This window comes from Mesorhizobium album (assembly GCF_033977205.1).
Taxonomy (GTDB): domain Bacteria; phylum Pseudomonadota; class Alphaproteobacteria; order Rhizobiales; family Rhizobiaceae; genus Mesorhizobium; species Mesorhizobium album.
The window spans coordinates 121,609-148,197 of sequence record NZ_JAVIIW010000010.1 but is presented as its reverse complement, the minus strand read 5'-3'; the positions used below and the strand labels follow the sequence as shown (position 1 = coordinate 148,197).

The window sequence follows — 26,589 nt, the reverse complement described above, 5'->3', positions numbered from 1 at the left end:
TGCGACGAGAAGTTAGACAAGAGCGCAAGCAGGAAAAGTCTGCCGTAGAAACCAACTGATGTCTGGTGATGCTCGGGTAAGTTCTGGCACCGCAAATAACACCAAGAAGGGTATATGGAAATGCACTATTTCAGAACCGTGGAAGGCGAAGAAGCCTTTTTGAACCTAGAGGAGGTAGACCAAAAGGATGACGGATCCACGAAATTCTCGCGACAAGGAGTGAAGGCATTGAAACTGATCAGGTCGCTTTCGCATATGAAGCCGCCAACTGAGGAGCACCTGGTTGCGGTCGAGCTCATATTTGACGAGGGGATATGTATCTCACCGTACACTATTTTTAAGCAGCCGCTTCACAAGGATATCTGCAGGTCCTTCAACGAGATTTCGCAATTTGGCTGTGAACTGCGCATGGCACTGGAAGCCGCCGGAGCTTTCGCGTTCATCGATAGGGTAAGCGACAAGCAGGTAGCGTGGGGAACCATAGAGCGTATTCTGTCCGTGTTTTCGGTGTGCGCTAGTGGATTCAACAAGCTAGACGAAGCGCCGACCGCCTTCGTTCACGCCGTGGTCGATTTCTTCCGCACGAGCGATGGAATGGGATGGAACAGGGAAGTCCTCGGGGCGAGCAACGTCTCAGTACAATGCGTATCCAACGTCGTCATCGGCTTGGCCAAAGTCTTCAACGAATCCACTCTCCTCGCCAAGTCTCGTAAGCACAAGTCAGCCCTCCCTGGACGTAATCCGGGTTGGCACGCCTTTCAGCACTCGAATGACTCCGTCGACCAGGAACTATTGAGTCTTTCTCAAAATTTCCGGGAGGACTCGCGCATGAGGCCCGGCCTGGTTCAGGCAGCAATCATCAAGGTCGCATCCTGGATCAAGAAAACCTTCCCGAATGAGACGGTGCGCGAAGTCGTCTTGTCTGCGGCCCGCCCCGAATCCTTCACTTCCTATTTGGCAGAAGAGACGGGAGGAAAATCAAGCAAGCACGTTCTCTCCATTGTTGAAGCGGCAAGGAAACTTTCGATAAGCATAAGTGAGCAGCTGGTTGAAGAGATTGGCGGCATGGTGCAGTTCGACCTTGTCTCGCAAAAGGAAGTCGACAAGGTTAAGAACCAAGTCAAGAGGAGCCCTAAGCCCAGCAGAGCGCGCTCACGGCCGCTACCTGAGAAATTGATCCCGATAATGAAGGAGATTTTGGACGAAGGCGCAAATGGATGGCCTGGAAAGAACTTCAGGATCGATCTCGTCGTCAATGGTAAGGTCCGAAATCTCTATTGCCCGGTAATTCCGACCCTATTCAGGACAATGCTGGACATCCCACTCCGGATGGGACAGATCCGGCGTCTCGACAGTGGCGAGGGGGACGTGCGCCATTTCAATGGCGACAAGATGAAATGGGAGAAGAACAATGGGCCTCTGGCGGGTTTTTGGGCGGATCTTGTCGGAGAGCCGCGGGAAGATTTCCCCACACGAGGTTACGCTATCGAGATAGAAGACGAAATAAAACCTATCACTGGACTCTGGGTCAATACGAATAAAACGGGCGATCCATTCGCGATGCCGTGGCATATGCCTGCAGTCTTCAAGAGGTTGTGGGGCCTACGAAAATGGCAGCAAAAGTTTAATCCGATCAAAACGCCAGTCGGACCAGAGGTTTACCTCGATGCGCCTCAGGATTACCCAGAATCAACCAAGGCAATGATGCCGAATATCTTCCCTTTAAGTCGCCTTTTCCCAACCGGATACTGGCCAGAGCAAGGCCGTATTGTGACGTCCTCCGAAATAGACCATGCCTGGGGCTTGATTCTTCTTGAAATACAGCACCGCTGGAACAAGCAACACCCCGGCAACCAAGTGACCCTCGTAGACATCCAGCCGAAGACGGGACGGCCGTGCAATCCGCGCTACAACATCCACGGGTTGCGCGTTCGCGGCCTGACAAACTTGCGGCGCGGCGGGATGCCCTTGGATTTGTTGAGTAAATTCATCGCAGGTCACGCGAGCCTTGCCATGACGATCTTCTACACGGAGCCCCATCCGTCAGAAATCGCCGACGCTGTGGAAAAGGCTACCGCTAGGTTCGAGGCCCAGCGTCAGTTCATCAACGATTTGAAACGTATGAAGGTCGACGAAGCGCTTAGGCGAACCGTGTCGCTGTCGCCATCGGCTGTCCGTTCGGCGATAGAGTCTGCATCGCAGTTCGAATTCTGTAACGCAGCGATCGGCGTATGCCCGTACGACGGATCCCGATGCGGCGACGGCGGAGATCTAATTCGTAAGGACGAAAGTGAAGGTGTGTCGAAGGGTGTTTATGGGCCGGTCGAACCGCGAAATTGCGTAGTGTGCCGTCACTTTATATCGGGTCCGCCATGGATGAATGAGCTGACCGATTTTTCAACTAAGCTAGCTGAACGCAGGCAATACTTGTCTCGAGAGGAGAGCAAGGTAAATGAGCTGGCCGCTCAATATGACCAAGCATATAGAGATGGGACGATTGGTGTCGCTGAGTACGAGAATCGGTGGGACGAGCTCGGCGCTAGCATGCAGCAGTTGAAGAATGAGCAGGAATCGGTTGATAGAGCGATGTTTTATACGGAAGTGTACGTCAGCGCGTGCGTCAAACTGTACAATGCAGATCCAAAAGGCGAGGCAGGTCTCATGCTTGTCACAAGTAGTCGCTCGGCACTGTTCGAATATCGCGAGGTGACAGAGTTTGAGCAGGCCGTGCGCATTACCTTTGCGGGCCGCGTCTATAAGGTCCTCGGCGATGAGCGGGTCGAGCGGAAGCGTGACGATTACTGCGACCTAATGATGTTTAATTCGGGCGTTGTGTCACCCCGGATGAGGACCGACGTCAGTCCGGAGCATCGGCGATGGGCAATGGACCAGTACTGCCTCTTTATCAGCGCTCGAGCGTCGAGGGCAGAGATTGCAGGCCTAGCGGCGGGGACACTTCGTTATAGCGATCTCGGGATCGAGGAGCAGGTCAGGAACTTGCTCGAGGTTTCCCTGTCGGAGCCAATCCTCCTTTCAGGAGTGACCTGGCCAGGAGCGACCTGGCTAGGAGTGACCCGGCGTGACAGCCCTCCCGCCGTGGAGGCAATGGTGTAATGCCGTCCAGGATAGGCTCCATCATTGCGATAGCTGACAAGAAGTCGGAAGGGATGCTCGACGCGTTGCCAGACGGCAGCAGGGCAAAATCCAACGTTGAAGGCATCAATGGGATCTGCCGGCGGCTAGTAATGCGAAAGACGCCGCTGCTTCCGACTGCAAAGCTCGTGGCCGAAGAAGGCCGTAAGAGCAATCCGCACTTCCCACTCGAGCGGACGATCTTCAACTCCTACAGCAAGGTTATCAGGATCTGGAAAAAGGCGTATCACGACATCATGAACATTGATGCCGACGCCCCTATCGATGGAAACGAGGTCGAAAAGATCGATACGTCAGTGATGGATCCGTCGACGGGCGACCTCGTAGATCGATTGAAGGAGATCATCTACGAGCTGGTGCAACGCAACAATGTGTTGAAGCAGATTGTTGACGAGGGCGTCCCGGTACCGGCTGGTGGCCTGCCAGAGGGCGTTGGTGCCGATGAAATAATGGCGAGCCTCAAGGATTGGCTTCAGACGCTTGCCAATAGTGGTTTCGAGCTAAGCGATCTCGGAGTGAGGGTCAGCCGCAAGACGCCTCCTGGGTCGAGGATAATGGGCGGCCATCTCTTCGACAAACTAAGGTTCTTCATCGAGGATTTCGAGCGCATCCGGAAGACACGAAGGGCGCGGGAGAACTAGCAGGAGAAGGAGTTTACGGGTTCCGTTTGCATGCGAGGGCTAGAGAACCAGCTGGTGGCTTCTGTCGCTAGTTGGGGCGTCGTGGATACCGTCGGTGCCCTGCCGCATTGGCGGTATCGCTGACAGCCTTCTGGCGTAGTGCTTCCGGCAAGGGACTGTTTGGACATGCTCGGAAACCGTCGGGTTGGGCGGAGAGACAGGAGAACTATCGACAGACACTCGCCTGTCACACGCTGCCGACGTCGTCCCGAGTGAGCGAAAATGGTCCGCGGTCGCGATGAAAAGATTCGAAGGACGAGAATCTGTTCCCCCGCTATGGTGCATATGCGATGGGAGCCCCGTGTCGCCTTCTGACTTGCGAATCTCGAGTAGGCGAAAGAACGCGCTGGCCCCTCTAGCCCATTGTGATCGCCGACTATGTAGTTGGTGTCCACGGCAGGATTTGAACCTGCGACCCCAGGATTCATACCACTTCGGCTTTCGCCGCCGCTTGCGCGTTCGTGGTCTGGACTGTCCCTTCACCATTGGCCGAGGCCGTTAGGTGCTGCCCATCCAGTCTCTACACCTTCACCGGAATTCTCCGGAGCTTGGCTCGGGATTGGCATGCTGAGAGTTCAGCGAAGCGTTCCCCGAATTTGAGCAGATCGGTTGTATCGTTTCCGAATACAACCCCCAATTGCTTCAGGAATCCTGTGCTCTATCCAACTGAGCTACGTGGACTTTCTCGTCTTGCAACGGCGTCGTACCCGATGCGCCCGCAAATATCAATTGAGCCAAACAGGTAAAGTTACCGCTGCGGCAACCCCCTGTGGCAGCTCAGAATCTTCCAGACTGGTAACTTTTCCCCCCTTAGTGCCGCTCTATCCTACTGAGCTACGGGACCACGCGGCCTGACACATAACCGCTTCGGGACGGTTCGCCAAGAGGCGGGTTATACGCAATCGATGCCGTGCGAAGCATCCGGTGGTTTTCCTGTCAGATTGGGCAGGAGCGGCGGGAGCCCGCCGTCCTTCATTGCGAGAAGCCTCAGGCGGCGAGTGCCGTCTCCGCCAGCCTCACCCAATAGCTCATGCCATGCGGGATGACCTCGTCGTTGAAGTCATAGGCCGGATGGTGGAGGCCGGCGCTGTTGCCGTTGCCGATGAAGATGAAGGCGCCCGGGCGCGCTTCCAGCATGTAGGAAAAGTCCTCGCCGCCCATCACCGGCTGGATGGCGCGGTGGACATGCGCGTCGCCGGCGATGCCGGCGGCGACGTCGCTGGCAAAGACCGTTTCTTCCGGGTGGTTGAAGGTGACGGGATAGTTGGCGTCGTAGTCGACCTCGATCGTCGCGCCGAAGGCCGACGCAAGGCCGGCGCAGATATCGCGGATGCGCTCTTCCGCCTTCCTGGCCACTTCCTTCTTCAGCGTGCGCACCGTGCCGGCGATCTCGGCTTTTTCGGGAATGACGTTATAGGCATCGCCGGCGTGGAACTTCGTCACCGACACCACCACGGCCTCGACCGGGTCGGTGCTGCGCGAGGCGATGGTCTGCAAAGCGCCGACCAACTGGCTGGTGATGACGATCGGGTCGATGGTGCCGTGCGGCATGGCCGCATGGCCGCCACGCCCCGTGACGGTGATGGTGAATTCGGCGGTCGCCGCCATGATCGGGCCAGGCTTGATGGCGAACTCGCCCACGGGAAGGCCCGGCATGTTGTGCATGCCGAACACCTTGGAAATGCCGAAGCGCTCCATCATGCCGTCCTTGACCATTTCGTTGCCGCCGCCGCCGCCTTCCTCGGCAGGCTGGAAGATCACCGCCACGGTGCCGGCGAAATTGCGGGTCTCGGCGAGATGTTTGGCGGCGCCAAGCAGCATGGCGGTGTGGCCGTCATGGCCGCAGGCATGCATCTTGCCTGGAACGGTCGACGCATAGGGCTTGCCGGTGATCTCTTCGATCGGCAGCGCGTCCATGTCGGCGCGCAGCCCGATGGTCGGGCCATCGCCCTTGCTGCCGCGAATGATGCCGACCACACCGGTCTTGCCTAGGCCCGTGACAACCTCGTCGCAGCCGAAGGCCTCAAGCTTGTCGGTGACGAAGGCAGCGGTCTGGAACACGTCGAAGTTGAGTTCCGGCGTCTGGTGCAGATGCCGCCGCCAGCCGGCGACTTCTTCCTGCAGTTCCGCGGCACGGTTCAGAATTGGCATGATCGGTCCATCTCGTTGTTGGGGCGGGCGGTTCAAGCCCGCTCAGCAATTGTGATTGTCTGGCGCTTTGCCATTTTGGCGACACATAGGATAAATAGCACGCAAAGAATGCGTTCCGGGTCGAGGGTCGGTCCGCATCATGCTGGCCATTGCGTAACGAAATCTTACGGAGCCGGCGGCAATTACGGCAAGAGGCGATTTCGGAATAGATCATGCGGCAGAGGCATTTCCTCAACCTGTTGCTTGCGGGGGCGCTGGCGCTACCGACGCTTTCCGGCGCGGCGCGCGCCAATCCGGTGGTGCTGTTCGACCTGAAGAGCGGCAAGGTGCTGGAGCATCAGGATGCCTTCAAGCGCTGGTACCCCGCCTCGCTAAGCAAGCTGATGACTGCCTATGTGACATTCCGGGCGATCGCTGCCGGCGAGGTGGCGCTCGATTCGCCGATCAAGGTGACGAAGCATTCCGCCGGCGAGCCGCCGAGCAAGATGGGCTTCAAGCCGGGCTCGGTGATGCGGCTCGACAATGCGCTGAAGATGATGCTGGTCAAGTCGGCCAACGACATCGCCATGGCGGTCGGCGAGAATATCGGCGGCTCGCAGGAGGCCTTCGCCGAAAGGATGAACGCCGAGGCCGCCAGGCTCGGCATGACCGGCACGCATTTCGTCAATCCGAACGGGCTCTATTCGCCCGACCAGTACACGACCGCGCGCGACCTCGCCGTTCTGGTGACGGCGATCCGCAACGATTTCCCGCAATACGCGCCGTGGTTCTCGATCGAGGGCCTTGCCGTCGGCAAGAAAGCGCTCCCGAACTACAATCTGCTGATCGGCCGTTATCCTGGCGCCGACGGCATGAAGACCGGCTTCGTCTGCTCGTCGGGCTTCAACATGATCGGCTCGGCGACACGCAATGGCCGCACGCTGGTTGCCGTGGTGCTTGGCGAAAAATCCGCCATCAGCCGCGCCGAGACGGCAGCGAAGCTGCTCGACCGGGGTTTTGATGCGCCGGCCGCCGGCTCGACGACGCTTGCGGCGCTCAAGCCCTATGGCGACACGCTGTCGCCCAACGACCTGCATGACGAGATCTGCAAGAAGAAGACCAAGCAAGAGCAGTCCGAGGCCGCACCGACCGTCGCCGCAAAGGACAAGGCGAAATCGCCTTATCAGGTGAAACTCGACCACCCGACTCTGGTCGCGGTCGGCCTTGGCGACGCGACCGGACCGGCGCCCAAGGCTTTCGTCGATCCGGGCAGCCAGGAATATGCCGATGTGCCACTGCCAACGTGGCGGCCGGACATACCGGTGCCGGCCGGTGCTGAACCCGCCGCGACCGGCACGGCCGCTGCCGCCGCGCAGGGCGACCAGCCGGCCAAGGCCGCCAACTAACCGGTGACCGGGAGGATGAGCGGCGGTTTTCCCATTCCCGTCTCGGTGCTCACCGGCTTCCTCGGCGCCGGCAAGACGACGCTGCTCAACCGGCTGCTCAAGGATCCGCGGCTTACCGACACGGCGGTCATCATCAACGAGTTCGGCGAGGTGGCGGTCGACCATCTTTTGGTCGAGCAGGCTTCGGACGGTATCATCCAGCTTTCCGACGGGTGCCTCTGCTGCACGGTGCGCGGCGATCTCGTCGACACGCTGGCCGACCTCGTCGACCGGCTGCAGACCGGCCGTATCGCCAGGCTTGCCCGCGTCGTGATCGAAACCACCGGTCTTGCCGACCCCGCGCCGGTGCTGCAGTCGATCATGGCGCATCCGGCGCTGGTGCAGGCTTTCCGGCTCGACGGCGTCATCACGCTGGTCGATGCGGTCAACGGCGAGGCGACGCTGGACACCCACGTCGAGGCGGTGAAGCAGGCGGCGGTCGCCGACCGCATCGTGCTGACCAAGGCCGACCTAGCCGATCGGGGCGACGTCGAGGCGGTGCTGGCAAGGCTCAGGCAGATCAATCCAAGCGCGGTGCTGCTCGACGTAAATCATTCCGCCACAGGCGCTGGGACCCTGTTCGATTGCGGCCTCTACAATCCCGAAACCAAGAGCGCCGATGTGCGGCGCTGGCTCGGCGAAGGGGCGGCGCACGATCACGACCATGATGGCCATGATCATGACCATCATCATCACGATCATCGCCACGACAGCCGCGTGCGCTCGCATTCGCTGGTTCATGCCGGCCCGGTGCCGTTCTCGGCGATCGAGATGTTCCTCGATCTCCTGCGCTCGACGCATGGCGAGAAGCTGCTGCGCATGAAGGGCGTCATCGAGCTCGTGGAAGATCCGTCACGGCCGCTGGTCGTCCACAGCGTGCAGAAGATCCTGCATCCGCCGGCAAGGCTGCCGGCCTGGCCGGACGGCGAGCGCGGCACCCGGCTGGTGCTGATCACGCTCGACATGCCGGACGACTATATCCAGCGGCTATTCTCCGCCTTTGCCAACAGGCCGTCGGTCGACACGCCGGACCGGGCGGCGCTCGAAGCCAATCCGCTGGCGATCGCCGGGCTGTAAGCCGAAAGAGCAGCCAGATTCAGAGCTGCGCACTTTCGCTGGAATGGCTCAGACCGCGCCGCCGCGCTCGACCAGGAAGCGATGGCCGCCGGCGACCGCGGCCGTCTCGATCAACTGGTGGCCGGCATCGGCACAGAAGGCCGGAATGTCGATCACGGCGAGCGGATCGGTGGTTTCCAGCCACAGGCGGCTGCCGGGCCGCATCGCGGCCAGGCGCTTGCGGGCTTTCAGCACCGGCAACGGGCAATTCAGTCCCTTGAGGTCGTAAATGGCGGGCCTGGGCAAGGCGAAAGGCCTCAGCCGCCGAACATGCCGAGCAGCTTCTTCTTCAGCTTCGAGACCGTGCCCTCATCGGCACTCGCCGCCTGCTGTGTTTCCGCCGCCGGTTGGGCGGGCGCCGCCGCCTCGACGCCGGCGGTGACCACCGGCTGCTGGGCAGCCTGCTTGGCGGCTTCCTTCTCGGCCAGCGCCTGCGCCCTGGCAGCTTCCTTGGCGGCCTTGGCCGCCTCGATCGCCGCCAGCCGCTGCTCCTCGGCCTTGCGCTTGGCTTCCTTCTCCGCGTCGAGCGCGGCCATCTTGCGGCCGAGCGGGGAATCGATACGGCCCATGCGCGTCGTTTCGGTCACCGAGCCGTCGGAATTCATCGAGGGTGGCTCGATCGGCACGCGCTCGCCGCGGGCGCGGCGCTTCGACCATTCGGAAACGATGCTGGCTTCCTTGATGCCGGCGATGGCCGGCTTGGGCGGCAGCGTGCTTCCCTTGATGGCGGCATTGAATGCCGCGTCGTAGCGCTTCTCGTAGTCGGTAAAGGCTGTCTTCAGCGAGTCCGGCTGCGTTGTTGTCGGGCAGGGGCCTGTCGGATCGAAGGTCGTGCCTTCTGGCGCCACCTGGTTGAAGACGTAGCGCTTCTCGCAGACATCGACCTTCGGCGGCACCTTGGTGATCTCGAAATTGTCGTAGCCCACCTTCAGCATCTTCCAGAACTCGTAGTTCGGGTCGTTGCGGTAGCGCGCCATATTGGCGGCGGTCATGCGGAACGGGAAGGCCTGGATCTGGAACTCGGTCTGCCCGCCCTCGAAGGCGTCGCGGCCGAAAGCATAGATCTGCTCGATCTGCGCGTCGGTCATCGAGTAGCAACCCGACGACGAGCAGGCGCCGTGCACCATCAGGTTTTGACCTGTGCGACCGTTGGCGCGGTCATAAGCGTTGGGGAAGCCTATATTGAAGGACAGGTGGTAGTGCGACCGGGGGTTCATCTGCGACGGACGCACCGTGTAAAAGCCCTCCGGCGCCTGGCGGTCGCCCTCGGTGTATTTGGGCCCGAGCTTGCCCGACCATTTGCAGATGTCGTAGCTGGCGACGAGATCGTAGCGGCCGTTGGTCTTGGCCTTCCAGATCTCCAGCTTGCCTTCTTCCTTGAAGATGCGCGCCATCACCGAGGAGGTGCGCACCATCCCCTTGGCCTTCATGTCGGCCAGGATCTTGTCCGGCAGCGGCTTGTTGGCCTCCGGCGCGAAATCCTTCATCGACGAATCATTGCAGCCGGCAATGCCGATGGCGGCGATCAGGACTCCAGTGCGGGCAAGCTTGGCAAACATCGGTAAGGCTGTGTCTTTTCTTTCGGGCCAATGGCTTCGGCGCGGTCGGCCCGCAGGCTGAACACCAGTGGACCGTAAGCCCGTTAACCTTGAAAATTCCTTACCGCAAGCCTTGGCAAACCCCTCACGGCAAATTCCATTGAGCCGAATCCGGCGGCATTTTTGTGGCGAAAATGCTCATGCCGGCCACAGTTGAATGCCGGGCCGGGTCAGAGGCTGCGACCCATGGCCAGATATTTCTCGCGGCGCTGCTCGCGGAAATCGGTGTTGGCGCCGGCAAAGTCCTTCATCGTCTTGGCAATGAGGTCGCCGGTGGCGGCAATCACCGTTTCCGGCGCGCGCTGGGCGCCGCCGATCGGCTCGGGAACGATGGCGTCGATGATCTTCATCTCGAGAAGATCCTGGGCGGTGATCTTCATGCTGGTCGCCGCGTCCTTGGAACGGGTGGTGTCGCGCCAGAGAATCGAGGCCGCGCCCTCCGGCGAGATCACCGAATAGATGGCATGCTCGAGCATATAGACGCGGTTGGCGGTGGCGATCGCGATGGCGCCGCCGGAGCCGCCCTCGCCGATGACGACCGAGATCGACGGCACCTGGAGCGCCAGGCAAGCCGAGGTCGAGCGCGCGATGGCCTCGGCCTGGCCGCGCTCCTCTGCGCCGACGCCGGGATAGGCGCCGGCGGTGTCCACCAGCGTCAAAAGCGGGATCTTGAAGCGGTCGGCCAGTTCCATCAGGCGCACCGCCTTGCGGTAGCCCTCGGGCCGCACCGACCCGAAATTGTGCTTGATGCGGCTTGCCGTGTCGGAGCCCTTCTCCTGGCCGATCACCGCCACCGGCTCGCCGCGAAAGCGGGCGAAGCCGCCGACGATCGCCTGGTCGTCGCCGAAATTGCGGTCGCCGGCCAAAGGCGTGAAATCGCTGAACAGGCCCTTGATGTAGTCGACGCAATGCGGCCTGTCGGGATGGCGCGCGACCTGCACCTTCTGCCACGGGGTCAGCGCCTTGTAGAGGTCGCGCAGCGCATCGCGCGAGCGCTTCTCCAGCCTGTTGATCTCGTCGGCGACATCGACCGCCTCGCCGTTCTCCGCGAGCTTCTTCAGCTCGAGGATCTTGAGCTCCAGATCCTGCACCGGCTTTTCGAAATCGAGGTAATTATACATGCTTGAGCGGACCGATCCGTCGGAAGGCAATGGCTGGCGGAACCCTGGAAATGCTGGTTCCGGGCGGTGGAACGTCGCCCTCACATAGCGATATGAGGCCTAGTCGGCAAGCGGGTGATGATCGTTGACCAGCCGCACCAGCCGCTCCTCCAGCACATGGGTATAGATCTGCGTGGTGGAGATATCGGCGTGGCCAAGCAGCTGCTGCACGGCCCGAAGATCGGCACCGTTCTGTAAGAGATGGCTGGCGAAGGCATGGCGCAGCACATGCGGCGAGATCTTGGCCGAAGCGATACCGGCCCGGGCCGCCAGGCCTTTGAGATCGCGGGCGAAAACCTGCCGGGAGAGATGCCCGCTGTCGGAAGCAGCCGGAAACAGATAGGGGCTGTCGGCAAAGGCCGGCCTGGCTGCCCGTTCCGAAAGCCATGCCCGCATCGCCGCGCGCGCCTTCACCGACAGCGGCACCATGCGCTCCTTGTCGCCCTTGCCGCGCACCATGAAGAAGCGGTCGTCGCGCTGCGCCACCGTCACCGGCAGGCCGACGAGCTCGGAAACGCGCAGGCCCGTGGCATAAAGCACCTCGACCAGCGCATGCAGGCGCAGCGCCGCCATTCTATCGCCGTCAGGCGCGGCAGCGCCCGCCTCCTCGGTCGCGCGGTCGAGCAGGCGGCCGGTCTCGGCCTCGGTCATCGTCTTCGGCAGCGGGCGGCCTTTCCTCGGGCTGTCCAGCGTGCCGGTCGGGTCGTCGCCGCGCAGGCCTTCCGCATAGAGGAATTTGAAGAACTGGCGGATCGCCGACAGCTTGCGCGCCTGCGAGGTCGGCGCGAAGCCGCGCGCTGCGATATCGTCGAGATAGGCCCGGATGTCGGCGACGCCCGCTTGCGCCAGCCCGCCGCGAATCGCGGCGGAAGCGTCCTCCAGGTCGCGGCGGTAGGAGGAAAGCGTGTTTTCCGCCGCCCCCCGCTCGGCGCTCATCATCTCCAGAAAGGCTTCGATGCGGGCCGCGCTGTTCATATCGCCGGGGTCGGTTTTCCCTGGTTAGTTCTTCTTTGGATTGAGCTTTTCGGCGGGAATGCGCACGCTCATTTCCGCTTTCTTCGGCTCCACGAACATCGCCAGCGCGAACATCGCGCCATAGGCAATGCCTGCAAGAACCGCCAGCGTCACGACAAAGCGAAACAATGTCGGCATTCAGCTTTCGCCCGTCTTCTTGTCCTGCGTTTCCAAACCCTGTGCCCTTATGGGACGCCAATCCGGGCAATTCAAGGACGAAGGATTTCGCCGGCGAAGGTTCCGTTGGAAAGCCGCGCGATCCGGCCGCTTGCGGCGCCGTGCTTGACGCAAACAGGCTTTTGATGTCGATACGGCGCAAAGAAGGGTTCCGCATGAACGCGCTACCAGCAAATCCGCCGGACGAAGGTCGTGTCGCGCTGCTCGATCGACTGGGCAGCCGCTCGATCGTGTTTGTCGGCCTGATGGGCGCCGGCAAGACGGCGATCGGCCGCAAGGTGGCGGCGATGCTTTCGCTGCCCTTCACCGACAGCGACCAGGAGATCGAGAGCGTTTCACGCATGACCGTGCCGGAGCTGTTCGAGCGCTATGGCGAGCCCGAGTTCCGGGCGCTGGAGCAGCGGGTGATTCTGCGTCTGCTCGAGAACGGTCCGCAGGTGCTTTCGACCGGCGGCGGCGCCTTCATGAACGCGCAGACGCGCGAGGCGATCGCCGGTCACGGCGTCTCGGTCTGGCTGAAGGCCGATCTCGATCTCCTGATGGAGCGGGTTTCGAAGAAGCAGAACCGGCCTCTGTTGAAAAATCCCGATCCGCGCGGCGTGCTGGAGAAGCTGATGGGCGAGCGCTATCCGGTCTATGCCACGGCCGACATCACGGTTGCGACCCGCGACGACCGCAAGGAGGTCATCGCCGGCGAGGTGGTGTGCGCGCTTTGTTCCTATCTGGGGATCGCCGCGATCGCTACCAGCGACGACGAGGTGGAACCGTGATTGATCCCGAACCGGTGAAGGTCGAGGTTGGGCTCGGCGATCGCGCCTACGACATTCTGATCGGCCCCGGCCTGCTTTCCAGCACCGGAAGGGAAATCGCGAGCCGACTTCCCGGCACCCGCGCCGCCATCGTCACCGACGACAACGTCGCCGCCGCGCATCTCGACACGCTGAAGGCGGGCCTCGACAAGGGCGGCATCCAGACGGCCGTCATCACGCTGCCGGCCGGCGAAAAGACCAAGAGCTTCGCCCATCTCGAAGAGGTGGTTGACGGCGTGCTCGCCGCCAGGCTCGAACGCCGCGATGTCGTCGTGGCGCTCGGCGGCGGCGTCATCGGCGACCTTGCCGGCTTCGCCGCCGGCATCGTGCGGCGCGGCATGAATTTCGTGCAGGTGCCGACCTCGCTGCTGGCGCAGGTCGACTCTTCCGTCGGCGGCAAGACCGGCATCAACAGCGCCCGCGGCAAGAACCTGGTCGGCGTCTTCAACCAGCCAAAGCTGGTGCTTGCCGACACCGGCGTGCTCGACACGCTGCCGATCCGCGAGTTCCGCGCCGGTTATGCCGAGCTCGCCAAATACGGGCTGATCGATCGCCCAGCCTTCTTTGCCTGGCTGGAGGAGAATTGGCAAAAAGTGTTCGCCGGCGGCCCGGAGCGGACCGAAGCCATCGCCGAGGCCTGCCGAGCCAAGGCCGATGTTGTCGCCCGCGACGAGTTCGAGACCGGCGACCGCGCGCTGCTCAACCTCGGCCATACATTCGGCCACGCGCTCGAGGCCGCCACGAATTACGACGGCGCCCGCCTCGTCCACGGCGAGGGCGTCGCCATCGGCATGGCGCTGGCGCACCGCTTCTCGTCGCGCCTCAATCTGGCGAGCCCGGACGATGCGGAGCGCGTGGAGGCGCATCTACGCGCCGTCGGCCTGCCCTGGCGCATGGCCGATATTCCCGGCGATCTGCCGGACGCCGAGGCGCTGCTCGGCTTCATCACCCAGGACAAGAAGGTGTCGCGCGGCGCGCTCACCTTCATCCTGACGCGCGGCATCGGCCAGGCCTTCATCGCCAAGGACGTGCCACCCTCGGAAGTGCTGTCCTTCCTCAAGGCGAGCCATCCGGGATGAGCAACGCCGGCTGGATCGTCGCAGCCGTCCTCGCCACCGTCATGATGCTGGCGCTGCTGTTCCGCACGCGCCTGCTTGCCGCTTTCGGCCACACGCTGCAGCCGATCCAGCCTGATGACGACGATGACGAGTCGGACGAAGATGGCGACGACTTCCGCCGCAGCGGGCAGGCGCGCGAGGACCGCGACAGGCTGGGCGAGCTCTTCGATCTCGAGGAGCTCGAAGTGTCGGATGTCATGGTCCATCGCACCAACATGCGCTCGGTCAATGCCGACGATCCGCCCGAAATGGTGGTGCGCGAGATCCTGCAGAGCCCGCACACCCGCATGCCGCTCTGGAAAGGCTCGCTCGACAACATCGTCGGCGTGCTGCACGCCAAGGATCTGCTGAGGGCGCTCAACGAGGTCGGCAACGACTTTTCCAAGATCGACGTTACAAAAATCGCGTCGAAGCCATGGTTCGTGCCCGACACAACCACCTTGCAGGACCAGCTCAACGCCTTCCTGCGCCGCAAGGCGCATTTCGCCATCGTCGTCGACGAATATGGCGAGGTGGAAGGGCTGGTGACGCTGGAAGACATCATCGAGGAGATCGTCGGCGAGATCGCCGACGAGCACGATGTCGACATGCAGGGCGTCAAGCAGGAGGCGGACGGCTCGGTCGTCGTCGACGGTACGGTGCCGATCCGCGACCTCAATCGTGCGCTCGACTGGGACCTGCCGGACGAGGAGGCGACGACGATCGCCGGCCTCGTCATCCATGAGACACAGACGATCCCTGAGGAAAAGCAGGCCTTCACCTTCCACGGCATGCGCTTCGTGGTGATGAAGCGCGACAAGAACCGCATCGCGAGGCTCAGGATCAGGCCCGCCGGCGAAAGCCAAGGCTAAGCTGTGTTGATATTCAGGTGATGCCGGCCTGCAAATGGCGGCTTCCTGCTCTTCCGGCCTTCGCCGGCCGAAGCACTCAAGAGTGGCGTAGAAGTTAAATCAAGGCTACGGCCGGCGTAGGCCGGTGCTCACTTACTTCAAGCACGCTCCGCTCCGGCTCTCGGAAACCACCATTCTCGGCGTTGCCTGACCTGAATCTCAACACACCTTAGGCGGAGCCTGGCCTCCGATCTCAAAGTTCTTTTGTCGAGCGCTCGCTGAGCATCGCGCCGGTTTCGCCGTCGATTGACGCGAGGCTCACGTCGTAGCCCCACAGGCTTCGGATATGGCGCAGGGTCGCGTCGCGACTTTCGCCCTCGAGCATGATGCCGTCCTTCACCGTGTGCCGAAGCCGCAGATGGCGGTCGCCTAAAAGGTCCACGTCCACCACCTGGATGTCGGGCCGGCTCGCCCCCACGTCGTAGCTTTGGGCCAGCGCGGACCGGATCTTGCTATAGCCGCGCTCATTATGGATCGAAGCGACCTGGTAGTGCGGTTCGTCGGCGGTGTCGGCCAGCACGAAGAGCCGCCATTTCCGGATCAGGGCCGGGCTCAGATATTGCCGGATGAAGGATTCGTCGCGGTGGTTGGCCCAGGCGTCGAGCAAGGTGTCGCGCCAGTCGCCACGACCGGCGATGTCGGGAAACCAGTCGCGGTCCTCCGCGGTCGGTTCGGTCGAGATACGCTGGATGTCCTGCATCATGTCGAGACCGAGAGCATAGGGGTTGATGCCCGAAAAACGCGGATCGTCGAAGGCCGGCTGGAAGATCACATTGGAATGATTGCGCAAGATCTCGATCATGGCGCCTTCGCTGATGCGGCCACGGTCGAAAAGCATGTTCATGATCGTGTAGTGCACGAAGGTGGCGCAGCCCTCGTTCATCACCTGGGTCTGCCGCTGCGGATAGAAATATTGCGCTATGACACGGACGATCCTGACGATTTCGCGTTGCCAAGGCTCGAGGACGAGACTGTTCTTCTCGAGGAAATAGAGCAGGTTCTCCTCCGGCAGATTGAGCGACTTCTTCCGCTCGGCCGCGGCGTCACCGCTTGTTTCAGTCTTGCCGGTCTCAGGCGAAGGAGGCAGCGTGCGCCACAAATCGTTGTAGGACCGCTCCTCGTATTCGAGGCGCTCGCGAAGCCCTTCGCGCTGCTGCTCCGATGACAGCTTCGGCGGCCGGTGATAGCGGAACACGCCCTGTTCCATCAGCGCGTGGGCGGAATCGAGGACCGCCTCCACGGCGGCAAGGCCATGCCGTTCCTCGCAGTGGGTTATGTAGCTCTTGGCAAAATCCAGATAGCTCAGGATGCCTCCGGCGTCCGTCCACTGCCGAAAGAGATGATTGTTCTTAAAGAAATGGTTGTGCCCAAGCGCGGCATGGGCTGTCACCAGGGCCTGCAGGGCCATGGTGTTTTCTTCCATGAGATAGACGATGCAGGGATTGGAGTTGATGACCAGCTCATAGGCCAGTCCCCGCGCGCCCTTGCGGTAAAGCAGCTCGTTGTAGAGGAAGTGCTTGCCGAACGACCAGTGCCGATACATCAGCGGCATGCCGACCGACGAATAGGCATCGAGCATCTGCTCGGAGGAAATGACCTCCATCTGCACCGGGTAGATGTCGAGGCGAAGCTCTTCGGTTCCGATCGCCTCGATCTCGTCATAGACCCGCGCCAGCTTCCTGAAATCCCAGTCCGACCCGGAAAAAAGCAGTTCGGATTTGCGCGCCTGACTGACCATCGGTCCACGTCCCATCGACCTACGTCCTCACGCGTTCTTACGCAGGGCTGGCTGCCTGGCGAAGAGCTCGCGAAAGACCGGGTAGATATCGGCCGGAGCAGCGATGCGCCTTATCTGGAAGTTCGGCCACTTCTCGTCGACCTCGCTGTAGGCGCGCCAAAGCGTCGTCCCGTTTTCGGTCGTGCCGAAAATGTGGCTTTCCCGTTCGTCGATGATCTCCACATAGGCAAAATACTGGCAAAGCCGCATAAGCTTGCCGTCGAGCAGTTCTATACAGCGCTCCGAGTCGGTGGCGAAATTGTCGCCGTCGGAAGCCTGGGCGGCGTAGATGTTCCATTCGGCGACCGGATAGCGTTTCTCGATGATGCGGTACATTTCCTCGAGTGCCGTGGAAACGACCGTGCCGCCGCTCTCGGTGTGATAGAAGAAGGTATGCTCGTCCACCTCCTTGGCCTCATGGGTGTGGCGAATAAAAACGATGTCCGTCCTCTCGTAGCGCCGCGTCAGGAACAGATGCAGCAGCACGAAGAAGCGCTTGGCCAGATCCTTCTCGCGCTCTCCCATCGATCCCGACACGTCCATCAGGCAGAACATGACGGCGCTGGCATTCGGTATCGGCTGCGGATCGAAGCGGTTGAAACGGATGTCGACCGGATCGACATAGGCAATCCGCCTACGCCGGCGCTCAAGCCGGTCAAGTTCCTCGCGCAGAGCGACGATGTGTTCGCGTATTACCGTGTCTGGCGGCTTCGACTCCAGCTCGGCGATCTGCCGGGCGATGACGTCCACTTCCTCCTGCTTGGGTCGTTTAAGCGCGATGCGGCGCCCGTGGCTGTGTCGCATCGTGCGCCCGACATTGATGTTGGTCGGCGTTCCGCTTGCGGTGAAGCCAGCCCGTCTTGGCTTGAAGCTCAGTATCTGCTTGAGATTGAGCTTGACCAGATCGGGTAGTTCGAGATCCTCGAAGAAGAGGTCGAGCACTTCCTCTCGTGACAGCACGAAGCGGAAGTCATCCTCGGATTCCATGCTTCCCGGACCCGAGGAGCCGGCGCCGCCCCCGCCGCTAGGCTTGGGGATCAGGTCGCCGGCAGTGAACGTCTTGTTGCCGGGCAGGATATGCTGGCGCCGGCCGCTATCCTTGGCGTCGCTGAAGGTCGGTTCGCTGGTGCCCTTGCGGGGCATCGGCACGGTATGCTCCCGGTCAATCTCGTCGATGCGGCCCGTGCGGACGTGGTCGCGGATGCTGCGCTTGAGTTCTTCCCGGGCGCGCCTGAGGAAGCGCTGACGGTTGCCCAGGCTCTTGTCCTTCGGATTCAGGCGGCGGTCGATGAAGATCGGCATGGAACCGTTCCGGCTTTGCTCAACCGGCCTTGTTCACGCGCATGTACCAGTCGACCAGCCGGCGCACCTGCCGCTGAGTATAGCCGCGCTCCACCATCCGCTGCACGAATTCATTGTGCCGCTTCTCGGTGACGCTGTCCTGCTTGGAGCCGAAACTGATCACCGGCAACAGATCCTCGACCTGGCCGAACATGCGCTTCTCGATGACCTCGCGAAGCTTTTCATAACTCGTCCAGGATGGGTTGCGGCCATGGTTGCGCGCCCGGGCGCGCAGTGTGAATTTGACCACTTCGTTGCGGAAATCCTTGGGATTGGCGATGCCGGCCGGCTTTTCGACCTGCGACAATTCCTTGTCCAGAACCTCGCGATTGAGGATCTGCCCCGTATCGGGGTCCTTGTAATCCTGATCCTCGATCCAGGCATCGGCGTAGGCGATGTAGCGGTCGAAGAGGTTCTGGCCGTATTCGCTGTAGGATTCCAGATAGGCCTTCTGGATCTCGTGGCCGATGAACTCGGCGTAGCGCGTCGCGAGCTCGGATTTGATGAACTCGAGATAGGCGGCTTCCGTCTCCTTCGGGAATTGCTCGCGCTTGATCGCCTCCTCGAGGATGTAAATCAGATGCACCGGGTCGGCGGCGACCTCCTTGGTGTCGTAGTTGAAAGTCTGCGACAGGATCTTGAAGGCGAAGCGCGTACTGACCCCTGTCATGCCTTCGTCGACGCCGGCGGCATCGCGGTACTCCTGGACCGACCTCGCCTTCGGGTCGACCTCCTTGAGATTCTCGCCGTCATAGGCGCGCATCTTGGTGTAGAGCGGCGAATTGTCGTGCTCGGCAAGGCGGGTCGAGACGGTGAAGCGGCTGAGAATGTCCAGCACCTCAGGCGCGCAGGGACTGTTCGCCAGATCGCTCTCGCGCAGCAGCTTTTCGTAAATCTGCCTTTCTTCGGTGATGCGCAGGCAGTAGGGAACCTTGACCACGAGGATGCGGTCGAGAAAGGCCTCATTGTTCTTGTTGTTCTTGAATTGCTGCCATTCCGATTCGTTGGAGTGGGCAACGACGATGCCCTGGTAGGGGAAGGCGCCGAAATTCTCGGTGCCGTTGTAGCTGCCTTCCTGGGTTGCCGTCAGCAACGGATGCAGGACCTTGATGGGCGCCTTGAACATCTCGACGAACTCGAGCAGGCCCTGCGTGGTCCGGTTCAGGCCGCCGCTGTAGGAATAGGCATCCGGGTCGGACTGGCTGAAGTGTTCCAATTGCCTGATGTCGACCTTGCCGACCAGCGCCGAGACATCCTGATTGTTCTCGTCGCCAGGCTCGGTCTTGGCGATGGCGATCTGGCGCAGCCGCGACGGCGACAATTTGACGACGCTGAATTTGGAAATGTCGCCGGAAAGCTCGTCCAGGCGCTTGGCCGCCCAAGGCGAGATGAGCCCGTTCAGGCGGCGGCGGGCAATCCCGTATTTATCCTCCAGCAGATCCCCCATCCGGTCGGGATGAAAAAGGCCGAGCGGCGATTCGAAAATCGGGCTGATCTGGCTGCCGACCTTCAGCGTGTAGATCGGGCGCTGCTCCATCAGCTTCTTCAGCCGTTCGGCGAGCGAGGACTTGCCGCCGCCGACTGGGCCGAGCAGGTAGAGGATCTGCTTGCGCTCCTCCAGCCCCTGCGAGGCGTAGCGGAAATATCCGGCGATGCGCTCGATCGTATCCTCCATCCCGTAGAAGTCGGAGAAGGAGGGGTAGATCTTGATCGTGCGGTTCGAGAAAATGCGCCCGAGCCGCTCGTCCTTGCTGGTATCGACAAGGTTGGGCTCGCCGATCGCCTCGACCATCCGTTCAGGTGCCGAGGCATACATGGATTTGTCCTCGCGGCAGGCGAGCAGATATTGCTGGAGACTGATCTCTTCCTGAGCCGCGTTGGCGTAAATCTCCGAAAACAGATCGAAGACGTCGGATTGGTTCTCGCGCATGGTGTTTTGCTCTCAGAGCCCGTTCTGGTTGCCAGTCGGCTCATCATACTTCAACTGCCGGAAAGCATTGTGGTTCCCTTCACATGAACGAGAACTTAACAATCCGGCAATGACCTCCGGGAGGGCACCCGATCTGGCCGAAAATGCCCCCGCCTGACAGTTACGTGGTGATTGCCGGCGCGCCTTCAAGGGTGGATTTGGTGTTGTGTCCGCATGTCGCCATTATTGATCCGTAACTGAGCGCACTCTGTCGCCGCAAAGCGGCCGGAGGTGGTGATGATCGATCGACGCAGCTTCATCATGGCATCCATGGCGGCGATGCTGCCGGCTGGCGCATCGGCAGCCTGGCGCCCGAGCCAGCCGGCGCCACAGACGCTCGACTACGGGCCGGCCAAGCTCGATGTCTATGCGCGCGACGGCGTCACGGGGCGGCCTGTCGTCTTCTTCATTCATGGCGGCGCCTGGCGGATCGGCAACCGCAAGAACGTCAACGCCAAGCCGGCCTTTCTGCTCGACAACGGCTTCGTATTCGTCTCGATCGACTATCGCATGCTGCCTGAGGCCGATGTCGCCACCCAGGCAAGCGACGTCGAGAAGGCTTATGCCTATGTGCGCGCCAACATTGCCGCCTATGGCGGCGATCCGGACCGCATCGCGGTCATGGGCCATTCGGCCGGCTGTCATCTCGCGGCGCTGACCGGGCTTCGCGGCGGCTTGCCCGGCGTCGCCGCGCTGGTGCTCGACGACACCGAAGCCTATGACATCGAGGCCCTGGCCAAGGCGCAGGGCGGCAGGTTGCGGCCGGTCTACGCGCAGGCATTTTCCGATCCGAGCCAGTGGCGGGCGCTCTCGCCGGCGACTTATGTCGGGGCGGCCAAGCATGCGCCCGTCTTCGTCGCCTATTCGAACTCGCCGATCCGCGCGGCCGCTGCGCATCAATTCGCGGACCGGCTGCGGGCGGGCGGTACCAAGGTCACGCTGTTCGACGGCAGCGCCTATTCGCATTTGGCGATCAATCGCCGCTTCGGCGAGGAGGGCGATGCGCTGACCGTCGCTGTGATGGCTTTCCTGAGGGCGACGGTCGTGTGAACTACCAGCTCGTCCGTTCGCCGGGCGCGGCAGGCTCGATCGCCAGCGCATGCACGCCGGCTTTCAGCTCGTCGGCGAGCAGCTGGTTGACGGCGCGGTGGCGGTCGATGCGGCTCATGCCGGCAAAGTTCGGCGAGACGATGCGGATGCGGAAATGCGTCTCGCTGGTGCCGTCGAAGACGGCCTCGTGACCGTGCTCGACGTGGTGATGACCGGCGTGAAGATGGCTTTCGTTGATGACGGTGAGCCTTTCCGGTGAAAATGCCGCCTTCAGCTTGCTTTCCATCGTCGCCTGTATGGACATTCGAGCTTCCCTTCACCACATCTGCGGCACCGCCGCAAAATCTGCATTTTCGACCGCTTTTAAGCCGCGATTCAGCGGTTAGGGCGATCATCGGCAAAATGTCAATTCTTGTTTCGCACTGGCGAACAGCCCATAAATGGGTGAGATGAAACCGTATCCCAAATATTTCGAGAAAATCCGCATCCGGCCGGAAAAGGACGCGGAGCTGAAGTCGCGCGCGCCGATCTGCCAGTGGGACGGTTGCAACGAGGCCGGCACGCATCGCGCGCCGGTCGGACGCCTGAAGGAGGGCGAGTATTTCCGCTTCTGCTTCGAGCATGTGCGCGAATACAACAAGGGTTTCAACTACTTCTCGGGCGTGTCGGACAGCGAGATCGCCCGCTTCCAGAAGGAGGCACTGACCGGCCACCGGCCGACCTGGCGCATGGGTATCAATGGCGGCGCGGCGCGTTCGGCGCCGGACTTCGCGCAGCTGCGTTCGGGCCGCGCCGGCTACTACAACCGCATGCGCGACCCTTTCAATCTCTTCGGCGGCGGGCCGCGGGAGGCGCGCGAGCGCAAGGCCAAGCCGCTTGAGGCCAAGGCGCTGGAAACGCTTGGCCTTGATACAAAGGCGACTGGCAAGGAAATCAAGGCGCGCTATAAGGAACTGGTCAAGCGCCACCATCCGGATGCGAATGGCGGCGACAGAGGTTCGGAAGACCGGTTCCGCGATGTGCTGCAGGCCTATCGCGTGCTCAAGCAGGCAGGGCTGTGCTGAGCGACCGTTAGCTCGTGTCGTTTTCCAACTTTCATAAGGTCGGAAAAGGCTCTAAGACCGCCCCCGAACAAAATCGATTGCCGGCGAAACGCGGCGTTTCGCCCGTGGAGACGTTGATAGTGATGAACAAGGTCGATCGCGACATCGCCAACCTGCCCGACACGACGGTGTCGGTGAGGGAGAAATTCGGCTTCGACTCCAGGATGGTGGTTCCGGCCTATTCGGGCTCGACCGAGCATGTGCCGGACATCGATCCCGACTACCTCTTCGACCGCGCGACGACGCTGGCGATCCTCGCCGGCTTCGCCTACAACCGCCGCGTCATGGTGTCGGGCTATCACGGCACCGGCAAGTCGACCCATATCGAGCAGGTCGCCGCGCGCCTCAACTGGCCCTGCGTGCGCGTCAACCTCGACAGCCATGTCAGCCGCATCGACCTCGTCGGCAAGGACGCCATCGTCGTCAAGGAAGGCCTGCAGATCACCGAATTCCGCGACGGCATCCTGCCTTGGGCCTATCAGCACAATGTGGCGCTCTGCTTCGACGAGTACGACGCCGGCCGCCCGGACGTGATGTTCGTCATCCAGCGCGTGCTGGAATCGTCGGGCCGGCTGACGCTGCTCGACCAGAGCCGGGTCATCCGCCCGCATCCGGCCTTCCGCCTGTTCGCTACCGCCAACACGGTCGGCCTCGGCGACACCACCGGCCTCTATCACGGCACGCAGCAGATCAACCAGGCGCAGATGGACCGCTGGTCGATCGTCACCACGCTCAACTATCTGCCGCATGACAACGAGGTGAATATCGTGCTGGCCAAGGCCAAGCACTATCGCGACAACAGGGGCAAGGAGATCGTCAACAAGATGGTGCGCGTCGCCGACATGACGCGCTCGGCCTTCATCAACGGTGATCTGTCGACGGTGATGAGCCCGCGCACCGTCATCACCTGGGCCGAAAACGCCGAGATCTTCGGCGACGTCGGCATGGCGTTCCGGCTGACCTTCCTCAACAAGTGCGACGAGCTGGAGCGTTCCTTGGTGGCCGAATTCTATCAGCGCGCCTTCGGCGAGGACCTGCCGGAGAGCGCTGCCAATGTGGTGCTGGGGTAGGCGCGTGCCGGAAGGCTTAGCCTTTCGGGTCAAATCGCGCAGGGAATGATCGATGGCGGGTCCAGGCGACAACACGCGCAACAAGCCGAAGAACGGGTCTGAAGCGGACAGCTTCAAGCGCGCCGTCACCGTCTGCATGCGCGCGGTCGCCGGCGACAAGGACCTCGAGGTGAGCTTCGCCAAGGACCGGCCCGCGCTGGCCGGCAGCCGCGCCCGCCTGCCCGAACTGCCGAAGAAGGCCACCAGGAACGACATCGCCATCACCCGCGGTATCGGCGATTCCATGGCGCTGAAGCGCGCCTGTCACGATCAGCGCATCCACAGCAAGCTCGCGCCGGAAGGCAAGCTGGCGCGGGCCATCTTCGATGCCGTCGAGCAGGCGCGCGTCGAGGCGATCGGCAGCCGCGCCATGCAGGGCGTGGCCGACAATATCGGTTCGATGCTCGAGGATAAATACGCAAGGGCGAACCTCGGCGACGTCAAGGACAAGGCCGACGCGCCGCTCGAGGAAGCGGTGGCGCTGATGGTGCGCGAGAAGCTGACCGGCCGCGCCGTGCCGAAGAGCGGCGAGCGGCTGGTCGATCTGTGGCGCCCCTGGGTCGAGGAGAAGGCGAGCAGCGACCTCGACGGGCTCTCGGCCAAGCTCGACGACCAGCAGGCCTTTGCCCGTATCGTGCGCGACATGCTCGTCTCCATGGAAATGGCCGAGGAGCTCGGCGACGACCAGGAGACAGAGGACTCCGAGGAAAACGAAGAGAACGAGCAGCAGGGCGAGGAGCAGAGCGAGGAAGGCGGCGAGGACGATTCCGGCTCCGAACAGTCGCAGTCCGAAGATGCCGAGGCATCCGCTGACGAGGAAGAGTCGGCCGAGACGGAGGCGACCGACGCCACCTCGGACGATCTTTCCGACGAAGACGATTCCGACGCCGAGACGCCAGGCGAAGCGCGCCGCAACGACAATCCCTTCCTGAACCTGCCGAAGGAAATCGACTACAAGGTCTTCACCACCGCCTTCGACGAGACGGTCGGCGCCGAGGATCTTTGCGAGGAAGAGGAGCTCGACCGGCTGCGCGCCTTCCTCGACAAGCAGCTCGCAAACCTCTCCGGCGTCGTTGGCCGGCTGGCCAACAGGCTGCAGCGCCGGCTGATGGCGCAGCAGAACCGCTCCTGGGATTTCGACCTGGAGGAGGGCTATCTCGATCCGTCGCGGCTGGTTCGCGTCGTCATCGATCCGATGCAGCCGCTCTCCTTCAAGCAGGAGCGCGACACCAAGTTCCGCGACACGGTGGTGTCGCTGGTGCTCGACAATTCGGGCTCGATGCGCGGCCGGCCGATCACGGTGGCCGCGACCTGCGCCGACATCCTGGCGCGCACGCTGGAGCGCTGCGGCGTCTCGGTGGAGATCCTCGGCTTCACCACGCGGGCGTGGAAGGGCGGGCAGGCGCGCGAGAAATGGCTGAAGGACGGCAAGCCTCCGAATCCTGGCCGGCTCAACGATCTGCGTCACATCATCTATAAATCCGCCGACCATCCGTGGCGGCGGGCGCGCCGCAATCTCGGCCTGATGATGCGCGAAGGCCTGCTCAAGGAGAACATCGACGGCGAGGCGCTGCTTTGGGCGCACAACCGGCTGATCGGCCGGCCCGAGCAGCGCAAGATCCTGATGATGATCTCGGACGGCGCGCCGGTCGACGATTCCACGCTCTCGGTCAATCCAGGCAATTATCTGGAGCGCCATCTGCGTGCGGTGATTGACCTGATCGAGACGCGCTCGCCGGTCGAGCTTTTGGCCATCGGCATCGGCCACGACGTCACCCGTTACTACCGCCGCGCCGTCACTATTGTCGACGCCGAGGAACTGGCGGGCGCAATGACCGAGCAATTGGCCTCGTTGTTCGACGAGGAGAGCGCGCGCGACGTGCGGCGCGGCGGCTTGCGGCGCGCCGGGTGACCTTCTCGCGGGGCGGGATCCCGCAGGCGCTTTTCGCTTGCGCGCTGACCTGCGCGTCGTTTGCGCCTGCATTCGCCGAGGGACGCGCCCCGGTCGAGGTGGTCGAGATTTCGGCGCGGCCGATTACTACCGCATCGGCCATGACGAAAAACTGTTCGGACCGCTCGAATTCGTCGGGGGGCTGGAGATGACCTCGCCGTCGCGCGATTTCGGCGCGCTGTCGGCGCTTCGCTTTCTCCAGCCCGGCAGCGATTTCATCGGCGTCGCCGACACCGGCTTCTGGTTCTTCGGCACCATTGCGCATGATGCCGACAAGCGTCCCTCGGGCGTGTCGAATTTCCGCATGCAGCAGATGGTCGACGCATCGGGCCAGCCGATCGACAAGAAATGGGAGGTCGACGCCGAAGGCCTCGCGGTGAAAGACGGCATCGCCACCGTCGGCTTCGAGCGGGATCAGCGCGTCGTCCAGTTCAGGATCGACCCGGGCACTATGAGGGCGCCGTTCAAGTCGCTCGATTATCTGGTTCCGACCCGGGAGCTGCGCCAGAACCGCGGCTTCGAGACTGTCGCGTATGCCAGCCCTGAAGGCCAGCACGAGGGCGGTCTGGTCGTGGTCTCGGAAAAGAGCCTCGACAAGGCCGGCAACATCTATGCCGCAGTCATCGAGGGACCGAAGAAGGGCGTATTCACTGTCAAGCGCAACGGCGATTTCGACATCACCGACGGGGCCTTCCTGCCCGATGGCGACCTGCTTCTGCTCGAACGCGGCTTCTCGATGGCTGGCGGGCTGAAGATGCGGCTGCGGCGCATCTATGGCGAGAGCGTCGAGAAGGGCGCGGTCGCCGACGGCCCGGTGCTGATGTCAGATCGACAATATGGAAGGGCTCGACGTCTGGACCCGCGACGACGGCGCGCTGATGGTGTCGCTGGTGTCGGACGACAACCAATCGATCCTGCAGCGCAACCTCTATCTCGAATTCATCCTGCACCAGGATTGAGCCGGGCTCGCGGCATCTACACAAATTCCGGACGGAAAAC

The 26,589-nt window shown here is 62.2% G+C and carries 21 protein-coding genes and 1 pseudogene; 12 read left to right on the top strand and 10 right to left on the bottom strand.

Annotated features, from left to right (window positions below):
* Positions 1-114 precede the first annotated feature (114 nt).
* Positions 115-3,114 carry a VPA1269 family protein gene (locus RFN28_RS11305; RefSeq protein WP_320287418.1) on the top strand — a complete coding sequence of 1,000 codons (3,000 nt, stop codon included), beginning with the start codon at positions 115-117 and terminating at the stop codon, positions 3,112-3,114.
* On the top strand, positions 3,114-3,794 hold the full coding sequence (locus tag RFN28_RS11300; RefSeq protein ID WP_320287417.1) for a hypothetical protein: 681 nt from the start codon (positions 3,114-3,116) through the stop codon (positions 3,792-3,794). Before RFN28_RS11305 ends, RFN28_RS11300 begins: the two co-directional genes overlap by 1 nt.
* A 1,026-nt stretch (positions 3,795-4,820) precedes the next feature.
* Here the strand turns inward: RFN28_RS11300 and RFN28_RS11295 are convergent.
* Positions 4,821-5,984 (bottom strand): M20 aminoacylase family protein, encoded by a 1,164-nt coding sequence (locus RFN28_RS11295; RefSeq protein WP_320287416.1) that lies wholly within the window; start codon positions 5,982-5,984, stop codon positions 4,821-4,823.
* Between the two features lie 212 nt (positions 5,985-6,196).
* Here RFN28_RS11295 and RFN28_RS11290 point away from each other — a divergent pair, with 212 nt between their 5' ends.
* Complete coding sequence (locus RFN28_RS11290) at positions 6,197-7,369, top strand: D-alanyl-D-alanine carboxypeptidase family protein (protein ID WP_320287415.1); 1,173 nt, start codon at positions 6,197-6,199, stop codon at positions 7,367-7,369.
* 15 nt (positions 7,370-7,384) lie between these two features.
* The gene (locus RFN28_RS11285; protein ID WP_320287414.1) at positions 7,385-8,485 is read left to right on the top strand and encodes a CobW family GTP-binding protein; all 1,101 of its coding nucleotides are present in this window, start codon (positions 7,385-7,387) and stop codon (positions 8,483-8,485) included.
* 48 nt (positions 8,486-8,533) lie between these two features.
* On the opposite strand, the gene RFN28_RS11280 is transcribed toward RFN28_RS11285, so the two are convergent.
* The 5 genes from RFN28_RS11280 to RFN28_RS11260 all read right to left on the bottom strand — a co-directional run bounded on the left by RFN28_RS11280 (position 8,534) and on the right by RFN28_RS11260 (position 12,434).
* A complete protein-coding gene (locus tag RFN28_RS11280) occupies positions 8,534-8,770 on the bottom strand; it encodes a sulfurtransferase TusA family protein (RefSeq protein ID WP_320287412.1) in 237 nt (78 codons plus the stop codon).
* Positions 8,771-8,781: 11 nt separating this feature from the next.
* Positions 8,782-10,083 carry a L,D-transpeptidase family protein gene (locus RFN28_RS11275; protein WP_320287411.1) on the bottom strand — a complete coding sequence of 434 codons (1,302 nt, stop codon included), beginning with the start codon at positions 10,081-10,083 and terminating at the stop codon, positions 8,782-8,784.
* 209 nt (positions 10,084-10,292) lie between these two features.
* The gene (locus tag RFN28_RS11270; RefSeq protein ID WP_320287410.1) at positions 10,293-11,243 is read right to left on the bottom strand and encodes an acetyl-CoA carboxylase carboxyltransferase subunit alpha; all 951 of its coding nucleotides are present in this window, start codon (positions 11,241-11,243) and stop codon (positions 10,293-10,295) included.
* Positions 11,244-11,342: 99 nt separating this feature from the next.
* Entirely contained in the window at positions 11,343-12,257 is a 915-nt protein-coding gene (locus RFN28_RS11265; RefSeq protein WP_320287409.1) for a site-specific tyrosine recombinase XerD, read from the bottom strand.
* A gap of 24 nt (positions 12,258-12,281) precedes the next feature.
* The gene (locus tag RFN28_RS11260) at positions 12,282-12,434 is read right to left on the bottom strand and encodes a hypothetical protein (RefSeq protein ID WP_040989318.1); all 153 of its coding nucleotides are present in this window, start codon (positions 12,432-12,434) and stop codon (positions 12,282-12,284) included.
* Between the two features lie 194 nt (positions 12,435-12,628).
* Here RFN28_RS11260 and RFN28_RS11255 point away from each other — a divergent pair, with 194 nt between their 5' ends.
* From RFN28_RS11255 to RFN28_RS11245, 3 genes are read left to right on the top strand one after another with little or no spacing between them, the layout of a single operon-like run.
* Positions 12,629-13,243: a shikimate kinase gene (locus RFN28_RS11255; RefSeq protein WP_320287408.1), complete on the top strand. Its 615-nt coding sequence runs from the start codon at positions 12,629-12,631 to the stop codon at positions 13,241-13,243.
* Positions 13,240-14,361 (top strand): 3-dehydroquinate synthase, encoded by a 1,122-nt coding sequence (gene aroB / locus RFN28_RS11250; protein WP_320287407.1) that lies wholly within the window; start codon positions 13,240-13,242, stop codon positions 14,359-14,361. The genes RFN28_RS11255 and aroB overlap by 4 nt, the downstream gene beginning before the upstream one ends.
* Positions 14,358-15,251: an HlyC/CorC family transporter gene (locus RFN28_RS11245; RefSeq protein ID WP_320287406.1), complete on the top strand. Its 894-nt coding sequence runs from the start codon at positions 14,358-14,360 to the stop codon at positions 15,249-15,251. The genes aroB and RFN28_RS11245 overlap by 4 nt, the downstream gene beginning before the upstream one ends.
* 232 nt (positions 15,252-15,483) lie before the next feature.
* On the opposite strand, the gene RFN28_RS11240 is transcribed toward RFN28_RS11245, so the two are convergent.
* The 3 genes from RFN28_RS11240 to RFN28_RS11230 are packed head-to-tail and all read right to left on the bottom strand — an operon-like array spanning position 15,484 to position 20,338.
* On the bottom strand, positions 15,484-17,028 hold the full coding sequence (locus tag RFN28_RS11240; RefSeq protein ID WP_320287442.1) for a SpoVR family protein: 1,545 nt from the start codon (positions 17,026-17,028) through the stop codon (positions 15,484-15,486).
* A 27-nt stretch (positions 17,029-17,055) separates the two neighbouring features.
* Positions 17,056-18,369, bottom strand: a complete 1,314-nt coding sequence (locus RFN28_RS11235; RefSeq protein WP_320287405.1) for a YeaH/YhbH family protein — start codon at positions 18,367-18,369, stop codon at positions 17,056-17,058.
* A 19-nt stretch (positions 18,370-18,388) separates the two neighbouring features.
* Positions 18,389-20,338, bottom strand: coding sequence for a PrkA family serine protein kinase (locus RFN28_RS11230; protein ID WP_320287404.1), 1,950 nt, complete (start codon positions 20,336-20,338; stop codon positions 18,389-18,391).
* 276 nt (positions 20,339-20,614) lie between these two features.
* Between RFN28_RS11230 and RFN28_RS11225 the strand changes: the two genes are divergently transcribed.
* Positions 20,615-21,427: an alpha/beta hydrolase gene (locus tag RFN28_RS11225; protein WP_320287403.1), complete on the top strand. Its 813-nt coding sequence runs from the start codon at positions 20,615-20,617 to the stop codon at positions 21,425-21,427.
* Between the two features lies 1 nt (position 21,428).
* Here the strand turns inward: RFN28_RS11225 and RFN28_RS11220 are convergent, their stop codons facing one another.
* Positions 21,429-21,731: a BolA family protein gene (locus RFN28_RS11220; protein WP_320287402.1), complete on the bottom strand. Its 303-nt coding sequence runs from the start codon at positions 21,729-21,731 to the stop codon at positions 21,429-21,431.
* 136 nt (positions 21,732-21,867) lie between these two features.
* On the opposite strand from RFN28_RS11220, the gene RFN28_RS11215 reads away from it, so the two are divergent.
* The 4 genes and pseudogenes from RFN28_RS11215 to RFN28_RS11200 all read left to right on the top strand — a co-directional run bounded on the left by RFN28_RS11215 (position 21,868) and on the right by RFN28_RS11200 (position 26,549).
* Positions 21,868-22,491: a J domain-containing protein gene (locus tag RFN28_RS11215; protein ID WP_320287401.1), complete on the top strand. Its 624-nt coding sequence runs from the start codon at positions 21,868-21,870 to the stop codon at positions 22,489-22,491.
* Between the two features lie 122 nt (positions 22,492-22,613).
* A complete protein-coding gene (cobS, locus tag RFN28_RS11210) occupies positions 22,614-23,600 on the top strand; it encodes a cobaltochelatase subunit CobS (RefSeq protein WP_320287400.1) in 987 nt (328 codons plus the stop codon).
* A gap of 52 nt (positions 23,601-23,652) precedes the next feature.
* On the top strand, positions 23,653-25,551 hold the full coding sequence (cobT, locus tag RFN28_RS11205; protein WP_320287399.1) for a cobaltochelatase subunit CobT: 1,899 nt from the start codon (positions 23,653-23,655) through the stop codon (positions 25,549-25,551).
* A pseudogene (locus tag RFN28_RS11200) lies at positions 25,548-26,549 on the top strand (esterase-like activity of phytase family protein). The gene cobT and the pseudogene RFN28_RS11200 overlap by 4 nt, the downstream one beginning before the upstream one ends.
* Positions 26,550-26,589: the final 40 nt, after the last annotated feature.